Origin of the sequence: Chroococcidiopsis sp., assembly GCF_051657925.1 — a bacterium.
Lineage (GTDB): Bacteria > Cyanobacteriota > Cyanobacteriia > Cyanobacteriales > Chroococcidiopsidaceae > Chroococcidiopsis.
In genome coordinates this window covers 14,090-30,766 of record NZ_JBOFLP010000154.1, presented here as the reverse complement: position 1 = coordinate 30,766, position 16,677 = coordinate 14,090, and the positions used below count along the sequence as shown (strand labels likewise).

16 protein-coding genes and 1 pseudogene are annotated in these 16,677 nt (G+C 42.8%); 5 read left to right on the top strand and 12 right to left on the bottom strand.

Annotation, left to right across the window (positions count from 1 at the left end; translation table 11 throughout):
• Together ACRC32_RS12255 and ACRC32_RS12250 are read left to right on the top strand one after the other, a co-directional pair.
• Positions 1 to 694 (top strand): GNAT family N-acetyltransferase (locus tag ACRC32_RS12255; RefSeq protein ID WP_438554218.1); only part of this gene is annotated, 694 nt, incomplete at its 5' end.
• A gap of 467 nt (positions 695 to 1,161) precedes the next feature.
• On the top strand, positions 1,162 to 1,725 hold the full coding sequence (locus ACRC32_RS12250) for a hypothetical protein (RefSeq protein WP_438554217.1): 564 nt from the start codon (positions 1,162 to 1,164) through the stop codon (positions 1,723 to 1,725).
• Between the two features lie 10 nt (positions 1,726 to 1,735).
• Here ACRC32_RS12250 and ACRC32_RS12245 read toward each other — a convergent pair whose 3' ends face one another.
• The 5 genes from ACRC32_RS12245 to gorA all read right to left on the bottom strand — a co-directional run bounded on the left by ACRC32_RS12245 (position 1,736) and on the right by gorA (position 7,767).
• The gene (locus tag ACRC32_RS12245) at positions 1,736 to 2,884 is read right to left on the bottom strand and encodes a histidinol-phosphate transaminase (RefSeq protein WP_438554216.1); all 1,149 of its coding nucleotides are present in this window, start codon (positions 2,882 to 2,884) and stop codon (positions 1,736 to 1,738) included.
• Positions 2,884 to 3,531, bottom strand: a complete 648-nt coding sequence (locus tag ACRC32_RS12240; RefSeq protein ID WP_438554220.1) for a YqiA/YcfP family alpha/beta fold hydrolase — start codon at positions 3,529 to 3,531, stop codon at positions 2,884 to 2,886. Before ACRC32_RS12240 ends, ACRC32_RS12245 begins: the two co-directional genes overlap by 1 nt.
• A 180-nt stretch (positions 3,532 to 3,711) precedes the next feature.
• Positions 3,712 to 4,560, bottom strand: a complete 849-nt coding sequence (locus ACRC32_RS12235) for a DUF4388 domain-containing protein (protein ID WP_438554215.1) — start codon at positions 4,558 to 4,560, stop codon at positions 3,712 to 3,714.
• A gap of 302 nt (positions 4,561 to 4,862) precedes the next feature.
• Positions 4,863 to 6,242 (bottom strand): glutathione-disulfide reductase, encoded by a 1,380-nt coding sequence (gene gor, locus ACRC32_RS12230; protein WP_438554214.1) that lies wholly within the window; start codon positions 6,240 to 6,242, stop codon positions 4,863 to 4,865.
• Positions 6,243 to 6,417: 175 nt separating this feature from the next.
• Positions 6,418 to 7,767 (bottom strand): glutathione-disulfide reductase, encoded by a 1,350-nt coding sequence (gorA, locus tag ACRC32_RS12225; protein WP_438554213.1) that lies wholly within the window; start codon positions 7,765 to 7,767, stop codon positions 6,418 to 6,420.
• A 399-nt stretch (positions 7,768 to 8,166) separates the two neighbouring features.
• On the opposite strand from gorA, the gene ACRC32_RS12220 reads away from it, so the two are divergent.
• Positions 8,167 to 9,969: an ABC transporter ATP-binding protein gene (locus ACRC32_RS12220; RefSeq protein WP_438554212.1), complete on the top strand. Its 1,803-nt coding sequence runs from the start codon at positions 8,167 to 8,169 to the stop codon at positions 9,967 to 9,969.
• Between the two features lie 91 nt (positions 9,970 to 10,060).
• On the top strand, positions 10,061 to 10,441 hold the full coding sequence (locus ACRC32_RS12215) for a DUF2237 family protein (protein WP_438554211.1): 381 nt from the start codon (positions 10,061 to 10,063) through the stop codon (positions 10,439 to 10,441).
• A gap of 16 nt (positions 10,442 to 10,457) precedes the next feature.
• Here the strand turns inward: ACRC32_RS12215 and ACRC32_RS12210 are convergent, their stop codons facing one another.
• The 5 genes and pseudogenes from ACRC32_RS12210 to ACRC32_RS12190 all read right to left on the bottom strand — a co-directional run bounded on the left by ACRC32_RS12210 (position 10,458) and on the right by ACRC32_RS12190 (position 12,730).
• A complete protein-coding gene (locus ACRC32_RS12210) occupies positions 10,458 to 11,198 on the bottom strand; it encodes a DUF4079 domain-containing protein (protein WP_438554210.1) in 741 nt (246 codons plus the stop codon).
• Positions 11,199 to 11,406: 208 nt separating this feature from the next.
• Positions 11,407 to 11,895, bottom strand: a pseudogene (locus tag ACRC32_RS12205) (EamA family transporter); the annotation flags it as partial.
• Positions 11,889 to 12,014, bottom strand: coding sequence for a hypothetical protein (locus ACRC32_RS12200; RefSeq protein WP_438554209.1), 126 nt, complete (start codon positions 12,012 to 12,014; stop codon positions 11,889 to 11,891). The pseudogene ACRC32_RS12205 and the gene ACRC32_RS12200, both read right to left, overlap by 7 nt.
• A 40-nt stretch (positions 12,015 to 12,054) precedes the next feature.
• Positions 12,055 to 12,438, bottom strand: coding sequence for a hypothetical protein (locus tag ACRC32_RS12195; RefSeq protein ID WP_438554208.1), 384 nt, complete (start codon positions 12,436 to 12,438; stop codon positions 12,055 to 12,057).
• A gap of 115 nt (positions 12,439 to 12,553) precedes the next feature.
• Positions 12,554 to 12,730 carry a hypothetical protein gene (locus ACRC32_RS12190; RefSeq protein ID WP_438554207.1) on the bottom strand — a complete coding sequence of 59 codons (177 nt, stop codon included), beginning with the start codon at positions 12,728 to 12,730 and terminating at the stop codon, positions 12,554 to 12,556.
• A gap of 503 nt (positions 12,731 to 13,233) precedes the next feature.
• Between ACRC32_RS12190 and ACRC32_RS12185 the strand changes: the two genes are divergently transcribed.
• Positions 13,234 to 15,507 carry a glycosyltransferase gene (locus ACRC32_RS12185; protein WP_438554206.1) on the top strand — a complete coding sequence of 758 codons (2,274 nt, stop codon included), beginning with the start codon at positions 13,234 to 13,236 and terminating at the stop codon, positions 15,505 to 15,507.
• A gap of 56 nt (positions 15,508 to 15,563) precedes the next feature.
• Here ACRC32_RS12185 and ACRC32_RS12180 read toward each other — a convergent pair whose 3' ends face one another.
• Together ACRC32_RS12180 and sufR are read right to left on the bottom strand one after the other, a co-directional pair.
• On the bottom strand, positions 15,564 to 15,821 hold the full coding sequence (locus ACRC32_RS12180; RefSeq protein WP_106544758.1) for a hypothetical protein: 258 nt from the start codon (positions 15,819 to 15,821) through the stop codon (positions 15,564 to 15,566).
• A 75-nt stretch (positions 15,822 to 15,896) separates the two neighbouring features.
• Entirely contained in the window at positions 15,897 to 16,577 is a 681-nt protein-coding gene (gene sufR, locus ACRC32_RS12175; protein ID WP_438554219.1) for an iron-sulfur cluster biosynthesis transcriptional regulator SufR, read from the bottom strand.
• Positions 16,578 to 16,677: the final 100 nt, after the last annotated feature.

Sequence of the window (16,677 nt, the reverse complement as noted above, 5' to 3'; positions counted from 1 at the left end):
TTTGGCAGTGGGCAGCTTATATGTTTCAAAATCTTCCTCTTTGACTCCATCTAATTTTCAAGTGCCGACATCGCAACCAGGCGATCGCAACTTCCACTGGCAAGTTCGTCCTGCCGGACTGGAAGATGTGTCGAGCGTGGCAGAAATTTTGGCAGACAGTTTTCACTCTCGCGAAGGATTTTTTGGTTGGACTTACCCGTTGTTGAGAGTGGGTATTTATGAAGACATTCGCCATCGCATTCATGCTACTGCCCCCCATCACGTCTGTCTAGTCGCAGTGGAAAAAACTGCACAAAATAACAATACAGGGATGTATTCTCATGACAGTACGTTAGGTATAGCTGGAACAGTAGAACTGGCATTGCGTACAATCTCGCTTGGAACCACTTGCAGCTTTACTTCCTATCGCCAAGGCTATCAATATCCCTATCTTTCAAATCTAGCCGTTCATACAACTCGTCGCCGCCAAGGAATAGCCGGGAAATTACTACTTAGTTGCGAACAAGTTGCTAAATCTTGGGGTTTTGACGATCTATTTCTCCATGTCTTAGAAAACAATCATCAAGCACGACAACTCTATCTAAAATTGGGATATCAGTTAGAACGAATTGATACGAGTTGGAGCAATTGGCTATTTCAACAACCTCGGCAGCTACTATTACACAAACACCTCAAATCTAGCAATAGTACTTAAGTTTGATTTTGATACTAATAGCCAGGTTGAAAACTTAACACAGGAATGACCATCTCTGACATTGAGCGGTGCAAAGCTGTCTATCCTTTCAGGTCGCTCTATCTATTCCGCCACTAGCAAAAAGGATACAAATTGTAACCGCTGCCAAATAATTAAGTAAAAGTTAAAATATTCAAGCAATCCGGTATTAATTATTGCTTAAATAGATATTAGCCTCTGCTCAGCCTATAAGATTTAATGAATTTAATCTTTATTAAGGCTTTAAACTTACCTCATAGTTACTTTATATCAGACTTTGCTAGATCAAATAGAATATGAAGCAAAATGGGTAACCAAAGACAAAAGTTGCGTTTTTGTTTGCTCAGTCGTCATGTTTTGGATCGAAGGGAAGGCAAAGCAGTTGGATTTGACTCCTAGCTACTCTTTATACTTACAAACCCACAGAAAACTTATCTTGAGTAGGAAAAATGGATAGTAGAATCCGCTCGTATTACCAACCTGCTCTATTACTAGCCCAAACCCGTTGTAGCAGTATCGGCATCACCGATTCCTGTGGTTCTAGCAGCATGACAAATATTAACGAAAGTCAGAATGCTTCGGAAATTCTACAGCTGCTGCACAACGGGCAAGTACTGATGGTCAACAGTCGCCGCAGAAATGGCTTGATCGTGATCAAGCGCTTTCATGCAGAATTTGCCGGACCTGGAGCCGCAGTGGGGGGTTTTTACGATCGCGATTGTCAAGCAGCAATACCAGTCGGGAATCTTTCTTTAGTTACGCCTGAATCTCATGAAGACTGTCAGAAAGCTTACTTAATCCGACGGCAGTGGATTCGATTGATGAAGCAAATTACCGAGAAGACAGTTCCCCAGCAACGAGTGCAAAAAATTCTCGAACAATTTGAACAGTATTTTGACACGGAAACTGTAAATCGCGTTTCAGACGAGGCTTTTGCCCTGCTAGTTGGCATTCTGCCCCAAACTGTTGCTATGGTACGCCGACCGAGTAGCATTGAGCGCCGCCGAATTTAGAGTGCGGGGTTTATAAGTTAGGGAAAATTGACAAGATTCTCTCTAAAGTACGAGCATTTTCCTCTGGTGTGCCGATAGTAATTCGCAAGCCGTTGCTAATCTGTCTGACTAACGTACCGCTAGCTTGTAACTGTTGATGCAACTTGTTAAGGGAATCGCTTTCTAGGGCGATCGCATCCTGCTGTAACTGAATAAAAATAAAATTAGCCATACTTGGATAGACTTTGAACTGAGGGCAAGCGGTTAAAGCCTGCATTAGCTTGCTTCTTTCAGATAAAATTTGGGGAATTGCGCTTAATAAGGTGTGACGATACTGAAGAGCGATTGCGGCTGCTGCTTGAGAATATGTAGGTAAATTATAAGGAAGACGAATTTTTTCCAAAGTCATAATTAATTCTGGATGCCCGATCGCATAGCCTACCCGATGTGCTGCCAAGCGAAAAGCTTTGGAAAATGTCCGCAGTACAATCCAATTCGATCGGTGCAATAATTCGCTAGCAACAGTTGTTTGACTAAACTCGAAATAAGCTTCGTCAATGACGACTAAAATCTCCTGTGGCAAGCTACGCAACCACTCCAATTCCGCTGTAGTTAAAGCATTAGCTGTAGGTGAATTGGGATGGACGACAAACACAACGCGGATGGGAGGATTTTGCTCGTTCGCGATCGCCAATTTTGCCGCAGCTAGATCGATCTCGAAGTTGTCGGGGTTTCGTCCCACCGCGATCGCGGGAATACCTAAAGTTTGAGCTAAAATTTCATACATCGAAAACGTGGGATTGGCAACTAAAATCGCTCCCTCTCCCTGCAAGCAAGTCGCAATTAACAAAGAACGAATCAGTTCGTCCGAACCATTACCGACAGAAATGTTGGCACTGGTAAAACCAGCATCAGCTAGTACCGCTGACTCACTGACATACTGGGCGATCGTAGTTTTGAGCTGAGCGTGTCCTCCATCAGGATAACGATTGCTCTCCAGTGCGTGTTGATACATCCAGGCAAGCTTTTCTTTCAACTCTTGGGGTAGATCGAACGGACTTTCATTCGTATCTAAGCGATCGAGCGAAATTGGCGACTCAACAGCTTTTCCAGATGGGCTGTTGGGATGGGGTTTATAAGCTGTAAACTGAGCCAGGTCTGAGCGGATGAATGGCAGCATTACTTGCCTGATAACTGACAGAAAGACTTAATTATATCCCAAATCTCAGGCAGGACATTAGCTAAAGCGTGGTCGCTGTCTAGCTCGATTAATTGTACCCAAGGGCGGTGAAGCGCAAAATTGCGGCTGGATTGAACTGGAATCACTTCATCATGAATCCCGTGAAGAATGAGAGTAGGGAGAGGGCGGGATATTTCTGTTTCTCGATACTGGGTGGCATCGAGAATGAAATTATAATTTAGAGGTAGTAGGCAGTTTTCGCCGTAATGATAGGTTTGTAGATACCTATCTGTCTGCCATTGCTGAAGCTGTGCCGTGCCTAATCGCGGCAGCCAGTGGGTGAGAAATTCAAATGCAGGTGCGAGTAATACTAACCGTTGAATTTGCTGGTAATTCTGCCCCAACCAAGCTGCGGTTAGCCCGCCTAAACTAGAACCAATAACTGTGACAGATGTAGGAAGTGGTGGTAACAGGGTAACAACTTGATGTAACTGCCGCGTGATTGTTAAATGTGAAAAATCGCCCTGATTGAGATCGGGAACGCATAAAGATAGACCGAATTGGGCAAAGCGATCGCATAGATAGACTGCCTTAGCTGACTGAGGGCTAGAGGCAAAACCATGTAAATAGATGAATCTGCTACTCAGGTGTGAATCTGTTCTCAAAACGGTTGACGGTAAACGCGCTCGCTACACTCCGTGAAGACGGTTGACAGTTACTGTGCTGTATTTAGTTACAGGCAACTACACACCATTAATCGTCTTACCCATAAATTTAACGTTTTAACGTTAACAAATTCATCTTGACAAATTCATTTTGACCGAGCATCAGACAATTTTAGTATTGAGTAAGTTGACTAAATTCTTGACTAGTGAAGGATTAGCTACCGCAGCACTATTCGCTCCTACACCGCTCTCAGTCACTATTTCTTCAGTTGTCTCCCCAGACATGAGAGAGGTAGAGACAGCGCCTAATAACCCAACGACCTTCATCCGAAAAGCGATTTGTTGGATGGATTCTAATGGTTGTTGCAACTGCTTGGCGATCGCTTCAATTGAACTTTTCCCATTAACGAGTTCCCATACTTGCCTTTCTTGGGCATCGAGTTGGAATCGCGGCTTAGCAACAACATTCTTATTCAAAACGTCAGATGGGGTTGGCAGTTTTGCCGTAAATGGCTTCCAGTCTCGTAATACCCGCAAACCTAATAAAGTTGCCTCCGCTACTGGCAAGCTCAAACCCGTCATTTCAATTTTCGGTAAAGTCGCTTGCGAATTAAAGCTAAAATGACCCCGCGATAATTTAAATAAAGCGCAGACAGGCTGAATGACTTGAGCGTGAAACAAAACCTGTAATTGTTCGGCATTCAACTGTCCGTTGGTTTTCAACTCAACTCCCAGAGGATGTTCTATGCCATTTGGCTCAGACAAGATATTGAGTAATTCTGGCGCGATCCAGCCCCGCTTATCGATCATTGAGAGCAAGCGCTGGTTATCGAGTTGCTCGACTATTGCAACAATACCACCTGCTTGAAACCAGAGATAGCAGCTTTTTCCTAGTTGAGAGTCGTCACTTGGTTCAAGCTCAAGCGAAAGTAAGCCTGTTTGCTGAAATTGCTCGATGAAATGAAAAATATTTAGTAAGGAAAATTCTAATAATTGTCCGGTAATTTCCATAATTGGCTGTTCTCGATTTGATTCCCACCCTTGCCAAGTTTTGTGATGTTACTTACATCTTCACTGCTATCAATGCTGCTAGATAAAAAGAGCTAAAACTTTTATCTAAAAATAGTACAAGCCATTTATAACAACTGTAGTTGTCGAAAATATCCGTGAAATTATTGATATTTGCGATCGAACTTCGCAAGCTTACGCAGATTGTCCATAATAATATGGCAAAAAAACAAGCTAGCCGTGATGTGACTAGCTACGAATAAAAGTAGAAATGAATTCGCCGGAAACAGGGATTAGTTTTACCATTAACGCATAGTGACGAATTCTTCAGCGGTAGAGGGATGGATGCCAACAGTAGCATCGAAATCTTTTTTGGTTGCGCCCATAGTCACGGCGATCGCCACTCCTTGAATAATTTCCGCCGAGTATTCTCCTACCATATGCGCTCCTAAGACTCGTTCGGTCTGAGCATCGACAACTAATTTCATCAGCGTCTTGTCAGCAGCACCAGTTAAGCTGTGAAATAGGGGACGAAAACGGGCGCGATAGATCTTCACCCCATCTTCACTCAGTTGGGCGATCGCGTCATCTTCTGTCATCCCAACAGTAGCAGCTTCGGGGCTAGAAAATACGGCTGAGGCGACGGTTTCGTGGTTAAAAGCACGGCGCAGATTGCCATATTCTGTATCCGCAAAAGCACGACCTTCACCAATAGCGACGGGAGTGAGATTGATGCGGTCGGTACAGTCGCCAACAGCAAAGATGTGTGGCTGGGAAGTTTGACTAAACTCGTTCACCGCGATCGCACTAGTGGTACTGTAGCCTGGTCCTTCTAAGGAACTGGGAACTAAATCTATGCCTACATTTTCTAAGCCAAGTCCTTCAACATAAGGAGTACGACCAGTTGCAGCTAAAACGACATCTGCAACAACTGGTTCTCGATCTTGGTCAGAGAGCGTTAGCTTTAATCCTTCGGGAACGCGATCGATCGCCGCAACAACATTATCAGCGATCACATGAATTCCGTGATGAATCATGCCTTGCTGAATTTCATTACGGATATCGCGATCGAATCCTCGTAAAATCAAATCTTTGCGAATAATTTGGGTAACTTCGCAACCCAGACCGCGCATAATACAGGCAAATTCCACCCCAATGTAACCAGCTCCAATAATCGCTATGTGTTTGGGTTTTTCGGGCAGGTGAAACATTTCATTCGAGGTAATGACATGTTCCATACCTGGAATGTCTGGTTTAATCGGACGACCGCCAACGGCAATTAAGATTTTTTCAGCCGTGACTTTGCGCCCATCTACTTCGATCGTGTGAGGATCTACCAAAGCGGCGCGACTGGGAATTAACTCGACTCCAGCTTTTGCTAAAAAGTTGATATGCAACTGAGAAAGACGGTTCACTTCGTTATCAATGACAGTGATGAAGTGTTGCCAATCTAAACTTGTCTTGCCAACCTGCCAGCCATAACCCGCAGCATCGTGAAACAAAGACGGAAAGCGAGAACCGTAGACCATGAGTTTTTTCGGAATACAGCCTCGGACGACACAAGTACCACCAACGAGACTTTCTTCTGCGATCGCTACCTTTGCACCGTAGCTAGCTGCCCGTTTAGAAGCTGCTAGCCCTCCAGATCCAGCGCCAATGACGAATAAATCGTAGTCGAATGTCATGAGTCAATATGTTCCTATGATAGTTGGTAGTTGGTAGTTGGTAGTTGGTAGTTGGTAGTTGGTAGAAAAATTATCTATCACCTATCAACTGATATGGTCGCAATATTTAAGGTTGCGGTGAGATAAACTGTTGGAATGGGAGGGTATCTAACAGGCGTACTGTACGGGTTAAGATTTAATCTAACAAGAAGAATTCCTCTCCGGTGGTTGGATGGATGCCAAGGTTTGCGTCAATATCTTGTTTAGCGATGCCTTTTTGGATCGCCACTGCCAGACTTTGAATAATCTCAGCAGCATTTTCGCCTACCATATGAGCGCCTAACACGCGATCGCTACGCCGATCTACCACTAATTTCATCATCGCCTGCTCGGAGCGATCTGTCATGCTGTAAAACAGGGGTTCAAATTGGGTGCGGTAGCATTGCACGGCATCGCCAAATTGTTCGCGTGCTTGCGCTTCTGTCAATCCTACAGCAGCAGCTTCAGGACGAGCAACGACAGCGGTAGGAACGAGGGTGTAATCAATTTGTGGCGATTGCTTGTCAAAAATCGTTCGCGCTACTGCCCGACCTTCTGTTCGGGCAACGGGAGTCAATTGCTTGCGATTGGTACAATCACCCACAGCATAGATATGCGCTCGGTTTGTGCGACTATAGGCATCAACCGCGATCGCGCCTTTTTCATCCAATTCTACCCCAGCGTTTTCTAGACCCAGGTTTTCAGTATTGGGGCTTCTGCCTGTGGCAAAGAGAACGGTGTCGGCTGTGACGAATTGAGGATCGTCGCCTTCTAAAACAACCTGTAATCCTGTAGCATCTTGTTTGATTTCTTTTGCCGTTGTGTTGCCGAGAAATTGAATTCCTCTTTGACTCAATCCCTGCTGTACGGCAGTACGAACATCGTCATCAAATCCCGATAAAATTGTTTCATCGCGATCCATTAATGTCACTTCGACACCGAAGGCATTCATCATGCTAGAGAACTCCACGCCAATGTAACCGCCACCAACAATTGCTAACCGTCGCGGTAGCTGAGGAAGTTCAAACATTTGACGGGATGTAATTGCATATTCGATCCCTGGAATTTTTGATGGTTTGATGGATTTGCCACCCACAGCAATGATAATTTTATCAGCCGTGATTTTGCGTCCGTCGATGTCTACGATATGTGGATCGATAAAAGTTGCTTGACCCCGAATGACATCAATTCCCGCCTGTTGAAACTTGTTTAGAAAAGACTGGCGACGCTGTTCGATTTGTTGATGGACGGAGGCGATAAAATACGACCAATCAAACTGGCGATCGCATTTGCTCCAGCTGTAACTTGCAGCCGCGCGATCGTGTAAGGCAAAATCAGCTGCGTAAACGATAAACTTTTTCGGGATACAACCGCGATTGACACAAGTACCACCAATTGCTTCTCGTTCGGCAAGTCCAACGCGGACACCGTAAGTTTTAGCTTGTCTTGCAGCGGCTACTCCCCCAGGACCAGCGCCAATGACAAGCAAGTCATAATCGAAAGCCATAGTGAATTTGAGAAAAATTTAAGCACAAAGCTCTAAACTTACCGGATTCTCCGCTTTATTTCCTCTCTCTGCGGTCTGCTTTTTCTTCCGATCCCCGCTTGACAAATTTGCCACAACTGTAGCTACAAGCGGTCGAAACAGCAATTGGTCAATTATCAAGCGATCGCGTCTTTCATGTCTTATCCCACAAACTGCTGTGGAGTGTAGGTAGCGATCGCCTAAAATCTTGGTATATTAGTATATTTACTTGTTTATCTATTTAAGTGTTTTTACGTGAACGCGCTATTTTTACATAAATCAAACAAAATTTAAAGATTGAGTAAAATTACAAATTGTTGAGTAGCCTTTTTAACTTGCTTAAACTACGATTGTGGCTGAGTATAGCTAACTTATATATACATGATCGGCTACTTATCTAAGTTTTTTTATATCCTTGCAGGCAAGAGAAGACAACTATTTTTCCTTATATTCTTCTTTCTCTTGACTTCTCTAATGGAAGCAATAGGAATTGGGCTAGTCGGACCATTTATTGCCTTGGCAAGTAATCCCCAGGTTATCTATCAAAATCCCTGGCTACAGTGGTTTTATACTCAGTTTGGATATCAAGATGACAAACAATTTTTATATTTACTGAGTGCAATAACTGTCGGGATTTTATACTTCAAATCCGTCCTAAGTTTTTACTGTCAAAAGTATGTGTTTCAATTTTCCTTCAAACAGCAAGGCGAACTCTCAGCAAAGTTACTTCGCTCTTATTTAGCAGCGCCATACACTTTTCATTTAACTCGAAATTCAGCATTATTAATTCAGAATATTGTCAACGAAACTGATAAATTCTGTACTCATTTTATGCTACCTTTTCTTACATCTTTAGCCAATATCACAGTGATATTGGCTTTAATTTTTTTGCTATCAAAAACAAACTTAATAGCAACATTAAGCGTAGCAGCAATTCTTTTACCAGCCTTTGGTTCGATCTACTTTTTCAGATACAAAATTTCGCAATGGGGGCAAGAAGCATCTGAATCTAATACAGAAATGATTCGGATTATCAATCATGGATTAGGAGGACTGAAAGAAACACGTATTATTGGTTGTGAATCTTATTTTGAGAATCAAATGAGAGCGCAGATTGATAAATTTGCTTTTGCACTTAGCTCCTTTCAAGCATTTTCAATTTTACCGCGCATCTTACTGGAAGCTATTCTAGTAACTTTTTTAGTTGGATTTACAATTATATTTTTACTATCTAATCAGAATGCAGAAAACTTAACTTCTGTTCTGGGTGTTTTTGCAATGGCTTCAATTCGCCTGCTGCCATCAGTCAGTAATACAATCTATGCTTTTGGCATCATGAGAAATAGCACTTATTCAGTTGATAAAGTTTATCACGATTTGAAAGAAACAGAAAACCTAGAAATCGAGCGAGGTCAAAAAATACTAGACGAGCGAAGCTTACGCAAGTTATTTGATTCAAAAAGCTATAGCAGATGCTGTCTGCCATTCGAGCAAGAAATTATTTTAGACAAAATTACTTATCGCTATCCTAGCGCCACAGAAACCAATCTCAAAGGAATTTCTTTACACATTAAGAAAGGTCAGTCTATTGGGATAATTGGCAAATCTGGGGCAGGTAAGACAACATTAATTGATGTCATCTTGGGACTTTTAGCACCGGAAACAGGAAATATTAGAGTTGATGGTAAAACAATCTACGACGATCTGCGCTCCTGGCAAAATTTAATTGGCTACATTCCGCAGTCTATATTTCTGATAGATGACACAATTGAGAAAAATATTACTTTTGGTGTTCCAGACGATCTGATTGACAAGCCAAGATTAGAGAAAGCCATTCAGTCAGCTCAGTTAGAGGAATTGATCGAGCAACTCCCCGATGGAATCAATACAGTCGTTGGCGAACGGGGAGTACGCCTCTCGGGAGGACAACGCCAGCGAATCGGAATTGCTCGCGTCCTCTATCACGAACGGGAAATTTTGGTGCTAGATGAAGCTACTGCTGCATTGGATAACGAAACTGAAAGTCTTGTCAGCGAAGCTATTCGCTCTCTCAGCGGTACTAAAACCATGATTATCATAGCTCACCGTCTTTCTACTCTCGAACATTGCGATCGCGTCTACTCGATTGAAAAAGGTCAAATCGTTAAATCGGGTAGTTATCAAGAAGTTATTGCGTGCGTGTAGATTCTGAAAAGAGCTAGCGATCGAGTATTTGCCTTAAGGTAGGAGATCTTTATAAAGTAAATAAAGAGAGACTTTTGGAGAGATGACGCTCGTGACACAGGCTAGAAATGTTCTTGGTAGCGAACTGAAAACTTGTTGCAGCGCTCCTATGACTGGGTATTACCGTGATGGTAAATGTAATACTGGTGCAGGCGATTACGGAGCGCATGTCGTTTGCGCAGAACTAACGGCAGAGTTCTTGAATTTTACCAAGTCACAGGGAAACGATCTCAGCACGCCCGTACCTGAGTTTAACTTCCCTGGCTTAAAACCAGGCGATCGCTGGTGCTTGTGCGCTTCTCGTTGGAAAGAAGCTCTAGATGCTGGTGTTGCACCGCCCATAATTTTACAGTCAACTCACGCATCGGCACTAGAATACGTTTCTCTGAGCGAACTCAAGCAACACGCTCTCGATCGCGATACAACTGAATAAAACGTCAATCTATTCTCTACTCTCTTGCGATTCGCCACTCGCCAGTCATAGAAGTTGGGGTAGGACAAGTCTTTTGATTAAAATCACACTTGTAGATGAATGGTTCCTGCCAGTGTAAAGGAATTTCTAGCAAGTCTCGCGTCCCAGTCATCCCCTGTCCGATAAAGAGTAATAGCGCGATCGAATTTAAAATAGCATGGACGATCCGCCAGCGATGGGAGCGATCCTGATAGATATCTTGCATAATCGCTAAGGAAAAAATCATCAGCATTGCTGCCGTCAATCCGATATAGAAATGAGATACAAACCATTCGTTATCGCGACGGAAGACACCTTCTTGGAAACCCAGGATCGCTAAACCCATTCCTGTCAAAGTGGCAAACACTCCTCGCCAAAGTTTCTGTTTAGCGCGGTAAAGAAACACTAAAGAGGCAATGGTTGCGCCAAAAATCAGGGCGATGAAGATAACCTGAAAAGGGTTTTTACTCCAGACTTGGTTAGTTGCAATGTGATAAAAAATAGGACGGGCAAGCCCTACAAGTGCTAATCCTACTACACCTCCAGCCAACCACTTGCCAAATTTATTATGTTCCACACCAACTGTCGGGGGAATTTTACTTTTATCACCCCCTTTAGCTTGCAATCGGCGCTGGCGCGTCTGCCATGCGAAGTTAGCCACGATCCCAATTAAAGGAAAGATAAAGGTAACGGCGATCGCGGGATGCAAAAGTCTCCAAGCATCGAGTAAGTCTACCATACAAAACCTCTGCAACAATAATGGGTTTAATCTGCTAGTCCACTAAATTACGTAAATTTCAATTTATCTGGATGCTGGTGGCAAACAGGCAATGAGTTAAATTTACAACAACCTTCTCTAAATCAGAAGTACGCAGATGGTTGCTAGTTAACACCCCCTCAGTTATGCGATCGCTTCAGGAATTATGTTTTTCTCAGCGAGCATTGACTTATATACCTTTAAATCCCATACTACTTTCGATTTCTTGCTGTTTTTGAATCGAAGCGTTCCGTGTAGCAGCACGAATTGATGCTTTTTGCCGGATGCCGATTTGACTCAGTAAAACTCCAATAACTATGACACTGCCACCCATATACTGCGCCAGTGTTGGAACTTCTCCTAAAATAAAATAAGCTGCGAGAATCCCTGCAATGGGAGTAAAAGAGCTAACTAAAGAAGCTTCAGATACAGAGGTAGCTCTTAAACCAGTAATCCAGAAAGTCTGACCGAGTACGACAATAATAGAACCATAAACTAACATCCATTCCCACAAGAAAGGAGAAAATACATCCATAAAATGCCCCCTGCCGTAAAGTAGTAAAGCAGCGAAAAACAAAATAACTGTTTCCCAAGCGGTGCGAAAAATGCTGTAAATTCCTAAAGAAACCTGAGAGAGACTCAGCTTACCAAGAATTGTGGCTGTTGCTAAAGCTACGGCATTTCTGTCAGCTTGCGCGTGACTGAGTTAGCTGCGCCAAAAATAGAAATAGCTAGCCATAGATAAATCTGTGGCTTAACTCTAAATGAAAATAATTGGTACATCCCAATCTGTAACAAAGTTTTTCCTCATGCGATCGCGACTATAATGACTTCACTCTTACTTCACTTCACTGGCTTCAAACTTCATCACTTTGCCTTTTCTCAATGCCACGACCACATCATAGGTAGCACAGTAAGCAAAAGTGTAATCGTTAGCTTTGTTATACAGCAGTACGACCATACCCGCACCACCAGGCTGCACCGCTACTGGCAGCAGATCGCCAAAGAAATAGCGCCGCAGTTCGTCACCACCACCTAGCTGACCCTTGTGCGCGGTAATCAATTCAATTTTCTTTTGGAACGATATATCAGTTGGACCTTTCATTTGCATCTCTTGGGCAGATGCTTGACCTAACTGAGGATTGATGATTCTCAGTGGTACATCTGTAACCGTCACTAACCCGACTAAAGCAAAGCCCGCTAAAACAGACGTAAGTTTCACTTGATTCACTCCTAAGAATTTGAGAATAAATAACAATTCGATAATTTCAGCATCTATCGCTTACCTAAGTTACGACTGATGAATTTATGAGTTTTTCCTGAGAAAAACGTAAGAATTAGCTCGTAATTCGGCGTGGATTCTTACAACCATTTTGCTGCGATCCATTTATAGCAATAAAAATCCGCTCGACAGCACTACTAAAACTATCGTCGCCACCTACTTCTATCTTCTGTAATGCTGGAGCAGAAGTTGCACCTTCGATTGCAGCCACCGTTGGCTCGCTAGAATCCATTGAAACGTATCAAACCGGACGACCGAAACCGAAACCGTTGACCAAGTTCAAGGTGGCAGTCATTTTCTCAGTATCGATCGCCACGACCTCATCGCGTACTAGCTTGTAGTCAGGGTTTCCAGTAGGAAAATTAATCTTATAGCAATCCTCGATCGCGATCGAGTTTGAGATGATTCTTGATGCAGCGTAATTTGCTACTGCTATTGCGATAGGGCATCTAGGGGCGATTGGACGATATAACTACCTATGGGGGAACTTCAGCTATTGCTCTACGGTCATAGAACTATCTGAATATCTGTTTTAGTCTTCTTCTAGGGCAATACATCGCGTTATTGCTAGCAGATTTCTATTGGGATTAGGAGTAAACAAAATTTCAACTACTAGCTAAAACTTGACATAATAAACGATAATAAAAATTATAATTATTTTACAATTGTGTTACCTAACATGGATTGCTAACAACAATCCAGTGTATTTGTTAGGAAAATTATTAGGTAGTAGGAATGACAGTTTCTCAGATTAAAAATCAGGGGATAGAGCAGAGAGAACTCAGGCGCGTGAGGCGATCGCGTCTCGCTACGCTAGTTATGCTCAGTATTGTGGCATTTTCTAGCCTGATAGTTGGGGGATGGTTTGCCGGAGAAGGCAGAATTACTTCGATTTTTTTACAATTACAAAATTTTCAAAATAATCCTCCTTTTTGGTTAGAAGTACCAATGCTATCAGGAGGATATTTACTAGCTCCCACAATTGTTTTACTCCTAATTGTGATGCTAGTCATGCGAATCTCTCCCCAACCGAAACGATGGTCGCGGCAAATTGTAGTAGCAATATTACTGCTTTTGACTATCCGTTATATTATTTGGCGATCGCTAACTACACTCAATCTTGCTACTCCACTCAATGGTGTATTTAGTCTGGGATTATTGTTCTTAGAATTCCTTGTATTAACTAGCGGTACGATTCAACTATTTTTAATGTTGAATGTCAAAGACCGCAGCCGCGAAGCCGATCGCTTTGCTGTAGCTGTGCTTGATGGTACTTTTACTCCAACTGTTGATATTTTAATTCCTACTTATAACGAGCCTAATTTTATCCTCAAACGGACTATTATCGGTTGCCAAGCACTGGAATATCCTCATAAAAGAATTTACTTGCTTGACGACACGCGCCGAGAAGAAGTTAAAGACCTAGCTACAGAATTAGGTTGTCAATATTTAACTCGCTCCGATAACAAACATGCTAAAGCAGGTAATTTAAATCACGCAATCGCCAAAACTAAAGGCGAATTAATTGTTGTCTTTGATGCCGATTTTGTGCCAACTAAAAATTTTCTCACTCGAACTGTTGGCTTTTTCCAAAACGAAAAAATTGCTTTAGTTCAAACACCCCAAAGTTTTTATAATGCCGATCCAATCGCCCGTAATTTAGGGTTGGAAGATGCAGTTACCCCAGAAGAAGAAGTGTTTTATCGTCAAATTCAGCCAATTAGAGACGGAGCTGATAGCGTCATTTGTGCTGGTACTTCTTTTGTTGTCAGACGCAAAGCATTACAAGCTGCTGGCGGTTTTGTGACAGATTCTTTGAGCGAAGATTACTTTACAGGAATCCGTTTATCGGCGCAGGGTTATCGATTAATTTACTTAGATGAAAAACTCAGTGCTGGTTTAGCAGCCGAAAACATCGCCGCTCATGCTACGCAGCGGATTAGATGGGCGCAAGGGACGTTACAAGCATTTTTTATCGACGCAAACCCTTTAACAATCAAAGGATTGCGACCTTTACAAAGAATTGCGCATTTAGAAGGATTATTACATTGGTTCACTAGTATTTCCCGGGTTGGGTTTTTATTTATGCCGCTTGCCTATTCATTTCTAGGAGTGATTCCACTCAGGGCAACAGCAACCGAATTGTTATATTTCTTTTTGCCTTACTATTTAGTTCAACTCTCAGTATTTGCTTGGTTGAATCACCGCTCGCGCTCGGCTTTACTATCAGATATATACTCTTTAGTTTTATGCTTTCCCTTGGCTTTGACAGTAATTCAAGTCATGTTAAGACCGTTTGCCAAAGGATTTAAAGTCACTCCAAAAGGACAACAACGCGATCGCTTTTCATTTAATTGGAAACTAGCTTCACCTTTAATTATTTTGTTTGCGGTCACAGCTATCAGTCTGTGGCGCAACTTAGGAATGTCTATGGCGAAAGCAGAATGGGCAACAACAGTACCATTAGAAATTGCTCAACAAATTCGAGGTATTGGTTTGGGCTGGCTGTGGAGTGGCTACAACTTAATTATGTTGGGTATTGCAATTTTAATTTTGCTCGACGCTCCCAAACCAGATGTTTACGATTGGTTTGCTCTCCGGCGAACAGTAAGGTGCAATATTCAAGGGAAAAATTATTGGGGAGTCACGACGATGATTTCTGAAGTTGGAGCGGAAATTGCTCTGACACAAAAAGCAATAATTTCAGCAGAAGAAATGCAGCCAGTCACGTTAGAAATTATGGAGGAAGGAGTAGAATTAATTGGTGAAGTCATTAGGACTGGATTTCAAAATGAATTTCCTACAGTCAGGGTTGTGTTTCAGCAACTCAGTCTCAGTCACCATCGCCGCTTAGTAGAAATGTTATTTTGTCGCCCTGGACAATGGAAGCGCCACAACACGCCAGGGGAATTCAAATCGATTGTACTGATTTTGAAAATTCTATTCCGACCGCGAATTATATTCGATCGCAATATAGATGTCAATGCAATCGCGGTGTCTCAAGGGTAAAGTTAAGTCGTAAGTCGTAAGTAACTACTGGCAACTGACAACTGATATCTGAATAGCTACCACTTGAGAAAAGCCGCCTCAAGTCCTTGTTCGCGTCTAATCTTGCCATCTTTTTCAAACCAGGCTACCACTTGCTCTGCAGTTAAATCTTCCATCTTTACGCCGTAGTCTTCGGCTATATGTTTCAACAGCCGCAGCGATGAAACTGTCAGTCTGGTTAAAAACTTTTCTGGAGAAGAGAGCAAGGCTGCATCTACCTTGGCTGACTCTTCCGCAGATAAAAATTGCATTGAAGGTTGTTGGTCTAGATTCATGAAACTGATTTGGTAATGGGTAGTTGGTAGTTGGTAGTTGGTAATTGATTTCTATTTTTGACTTTTTACTTACCCCTAACCTCTTTCCCCTATGCTTCGTACCAAATACCCGCAACGGTGTTCGCCGTCAATAATCCAGTGAGTGCGCTCGATTTGACAATCTGGGAGGACTGTGGCGAACATTTCTAATTCGTGTCCGCAGACTACAGGGAAGGATTCAGCAACATTGGCAATGGCGCAATTATGTTCGGTAATGATAAATCCCCTAGCTGAATTCTCTTCGTTGACAAAATACCACTCTGCCATATAGCCTTCAGCTTTCCTCAATTCTACTAAGTTAGCTACTCGCTCTTGCAGCGAACCCTCGCCGACGCGATCGCGATATTCTAGAGCTTTACGCTCCCATTGCATCCGTAAAATCGTCCCCATTTGTTCTCGCCCCACTGTTTGGGCAAGGGTGTCGAGCAGGGAAACGGCAAATTGTCCGTGGCTGTCTCCCCCTCCATCATTAATAGTACGACGCAGGCGATCGCGCCCTTTATCGCTCAGTTTATATACGTGGTGCGGTCGCCCCATTCCCAGGTGAACTGCTTGATATAAGAGTAGTTCCTCTGCTTCTAGATCCTTTAAATGGCGACGAATCGCTTGTGGACTGACATCAAGCTCTGTGGCTAGCTCCTGTGCCGTGGCTTGCCCCTGCTTCATCAAATATTGCAGAATATCCTGCTTGGTCGAGGGCTGCTGCGTTGTCACCATTGTCATTCCAAAGTTTTCAGCTGAAAATTTTACTTTGACAACATACCTGTTGTTAATGTAGCGTAAAATGGAGACAGGTTAAACAACAAGCGTGTTGTTT

What these genes read in the sequence shown, in the direction of transcription:
- ACRC32_RS12220 (WP_438554212.1), top strand. Translation starts at nt 8,167, where the DNA reads ATGATCGGCTACTTATCTAAGTTTTTTTATATCCTTGCAGGCAAGAGA.
- ACRC32_RS12235 (WP_438554215.1), bottom strand. Translation starts at nt 4,560, where the DNA reads ATGGAAATTACCGGACAATTATTAGAATTTTCCTTACTAAATATTTTT.
- ACRC32_RS12250 (WP_438554217.1), top strand. Translation starts at nt 1,162, where the DNA reads ATGGATAGTAGAATCCGCTCGTATTACCAACCTGCTCTATTACTAGCC.
- gorA (WP_438554213.1), bottom strand. Translation starts at nt 7,767, where the DNA reads ATGGCTTTCGATTATGACTTGCTTGTCATTGGCGCTGGTCCTGGGGGA.
- ACRC32_RS12180 (WP_106544758.1), bottom strand. Translation starts at nt 15,821, where the DNA reads ATGAATCTAGACCAACAACCTTCAATGCAATTTTTATCTGCGGAAGAG.
- ACRC32_RS12190 (WP_438554207.1), bottom strand. Translation starts at nt 12,730, where the DNA reads ATGGATTCTAGCGAGCCAACGGTGGCTGCAATCGAAGGTGCAACTTCT.
- ACRC32_RS12185 (WP_438554206.1), top strand. Translation starts at nt 13,234, where the DNA reads ATGACAGTTTCTCAGATTAAAAATCAGGGGATAGAGCAGAGAGAACTC.
- gor (WP_438554214.1), bottom strand. Translation starts at nt 6,242, where the DNA reads ATGACATTCGACTACGATTTATTCGTCATTGGCGCTGGATCTGGAGGG.
- sufR (WP_438554219.1), bottom strand. Translation starts at nt 16,577, where the DNA reads ATGGTGACAACGCAGCAGCCCTCGACCAAGCAGGATATTCTGCAATAT.
- ACRC32_RS12245 (WP_438554216.1), bottom strand. Translation starts at nt 2,884, where the DNA reads ATGCTGCCATTCATCCGCTCAGACCTGGCTCAGTTTACAGCTTATAAA.
- ACRC32_RS12210 (WP_438554210.1), bottom strand. Translation starts at nt 11,198, where the DNA reads ATGGTAGACTTACTCGATGCTTGGAGACTTTTGCATCCCGCGATCGCC.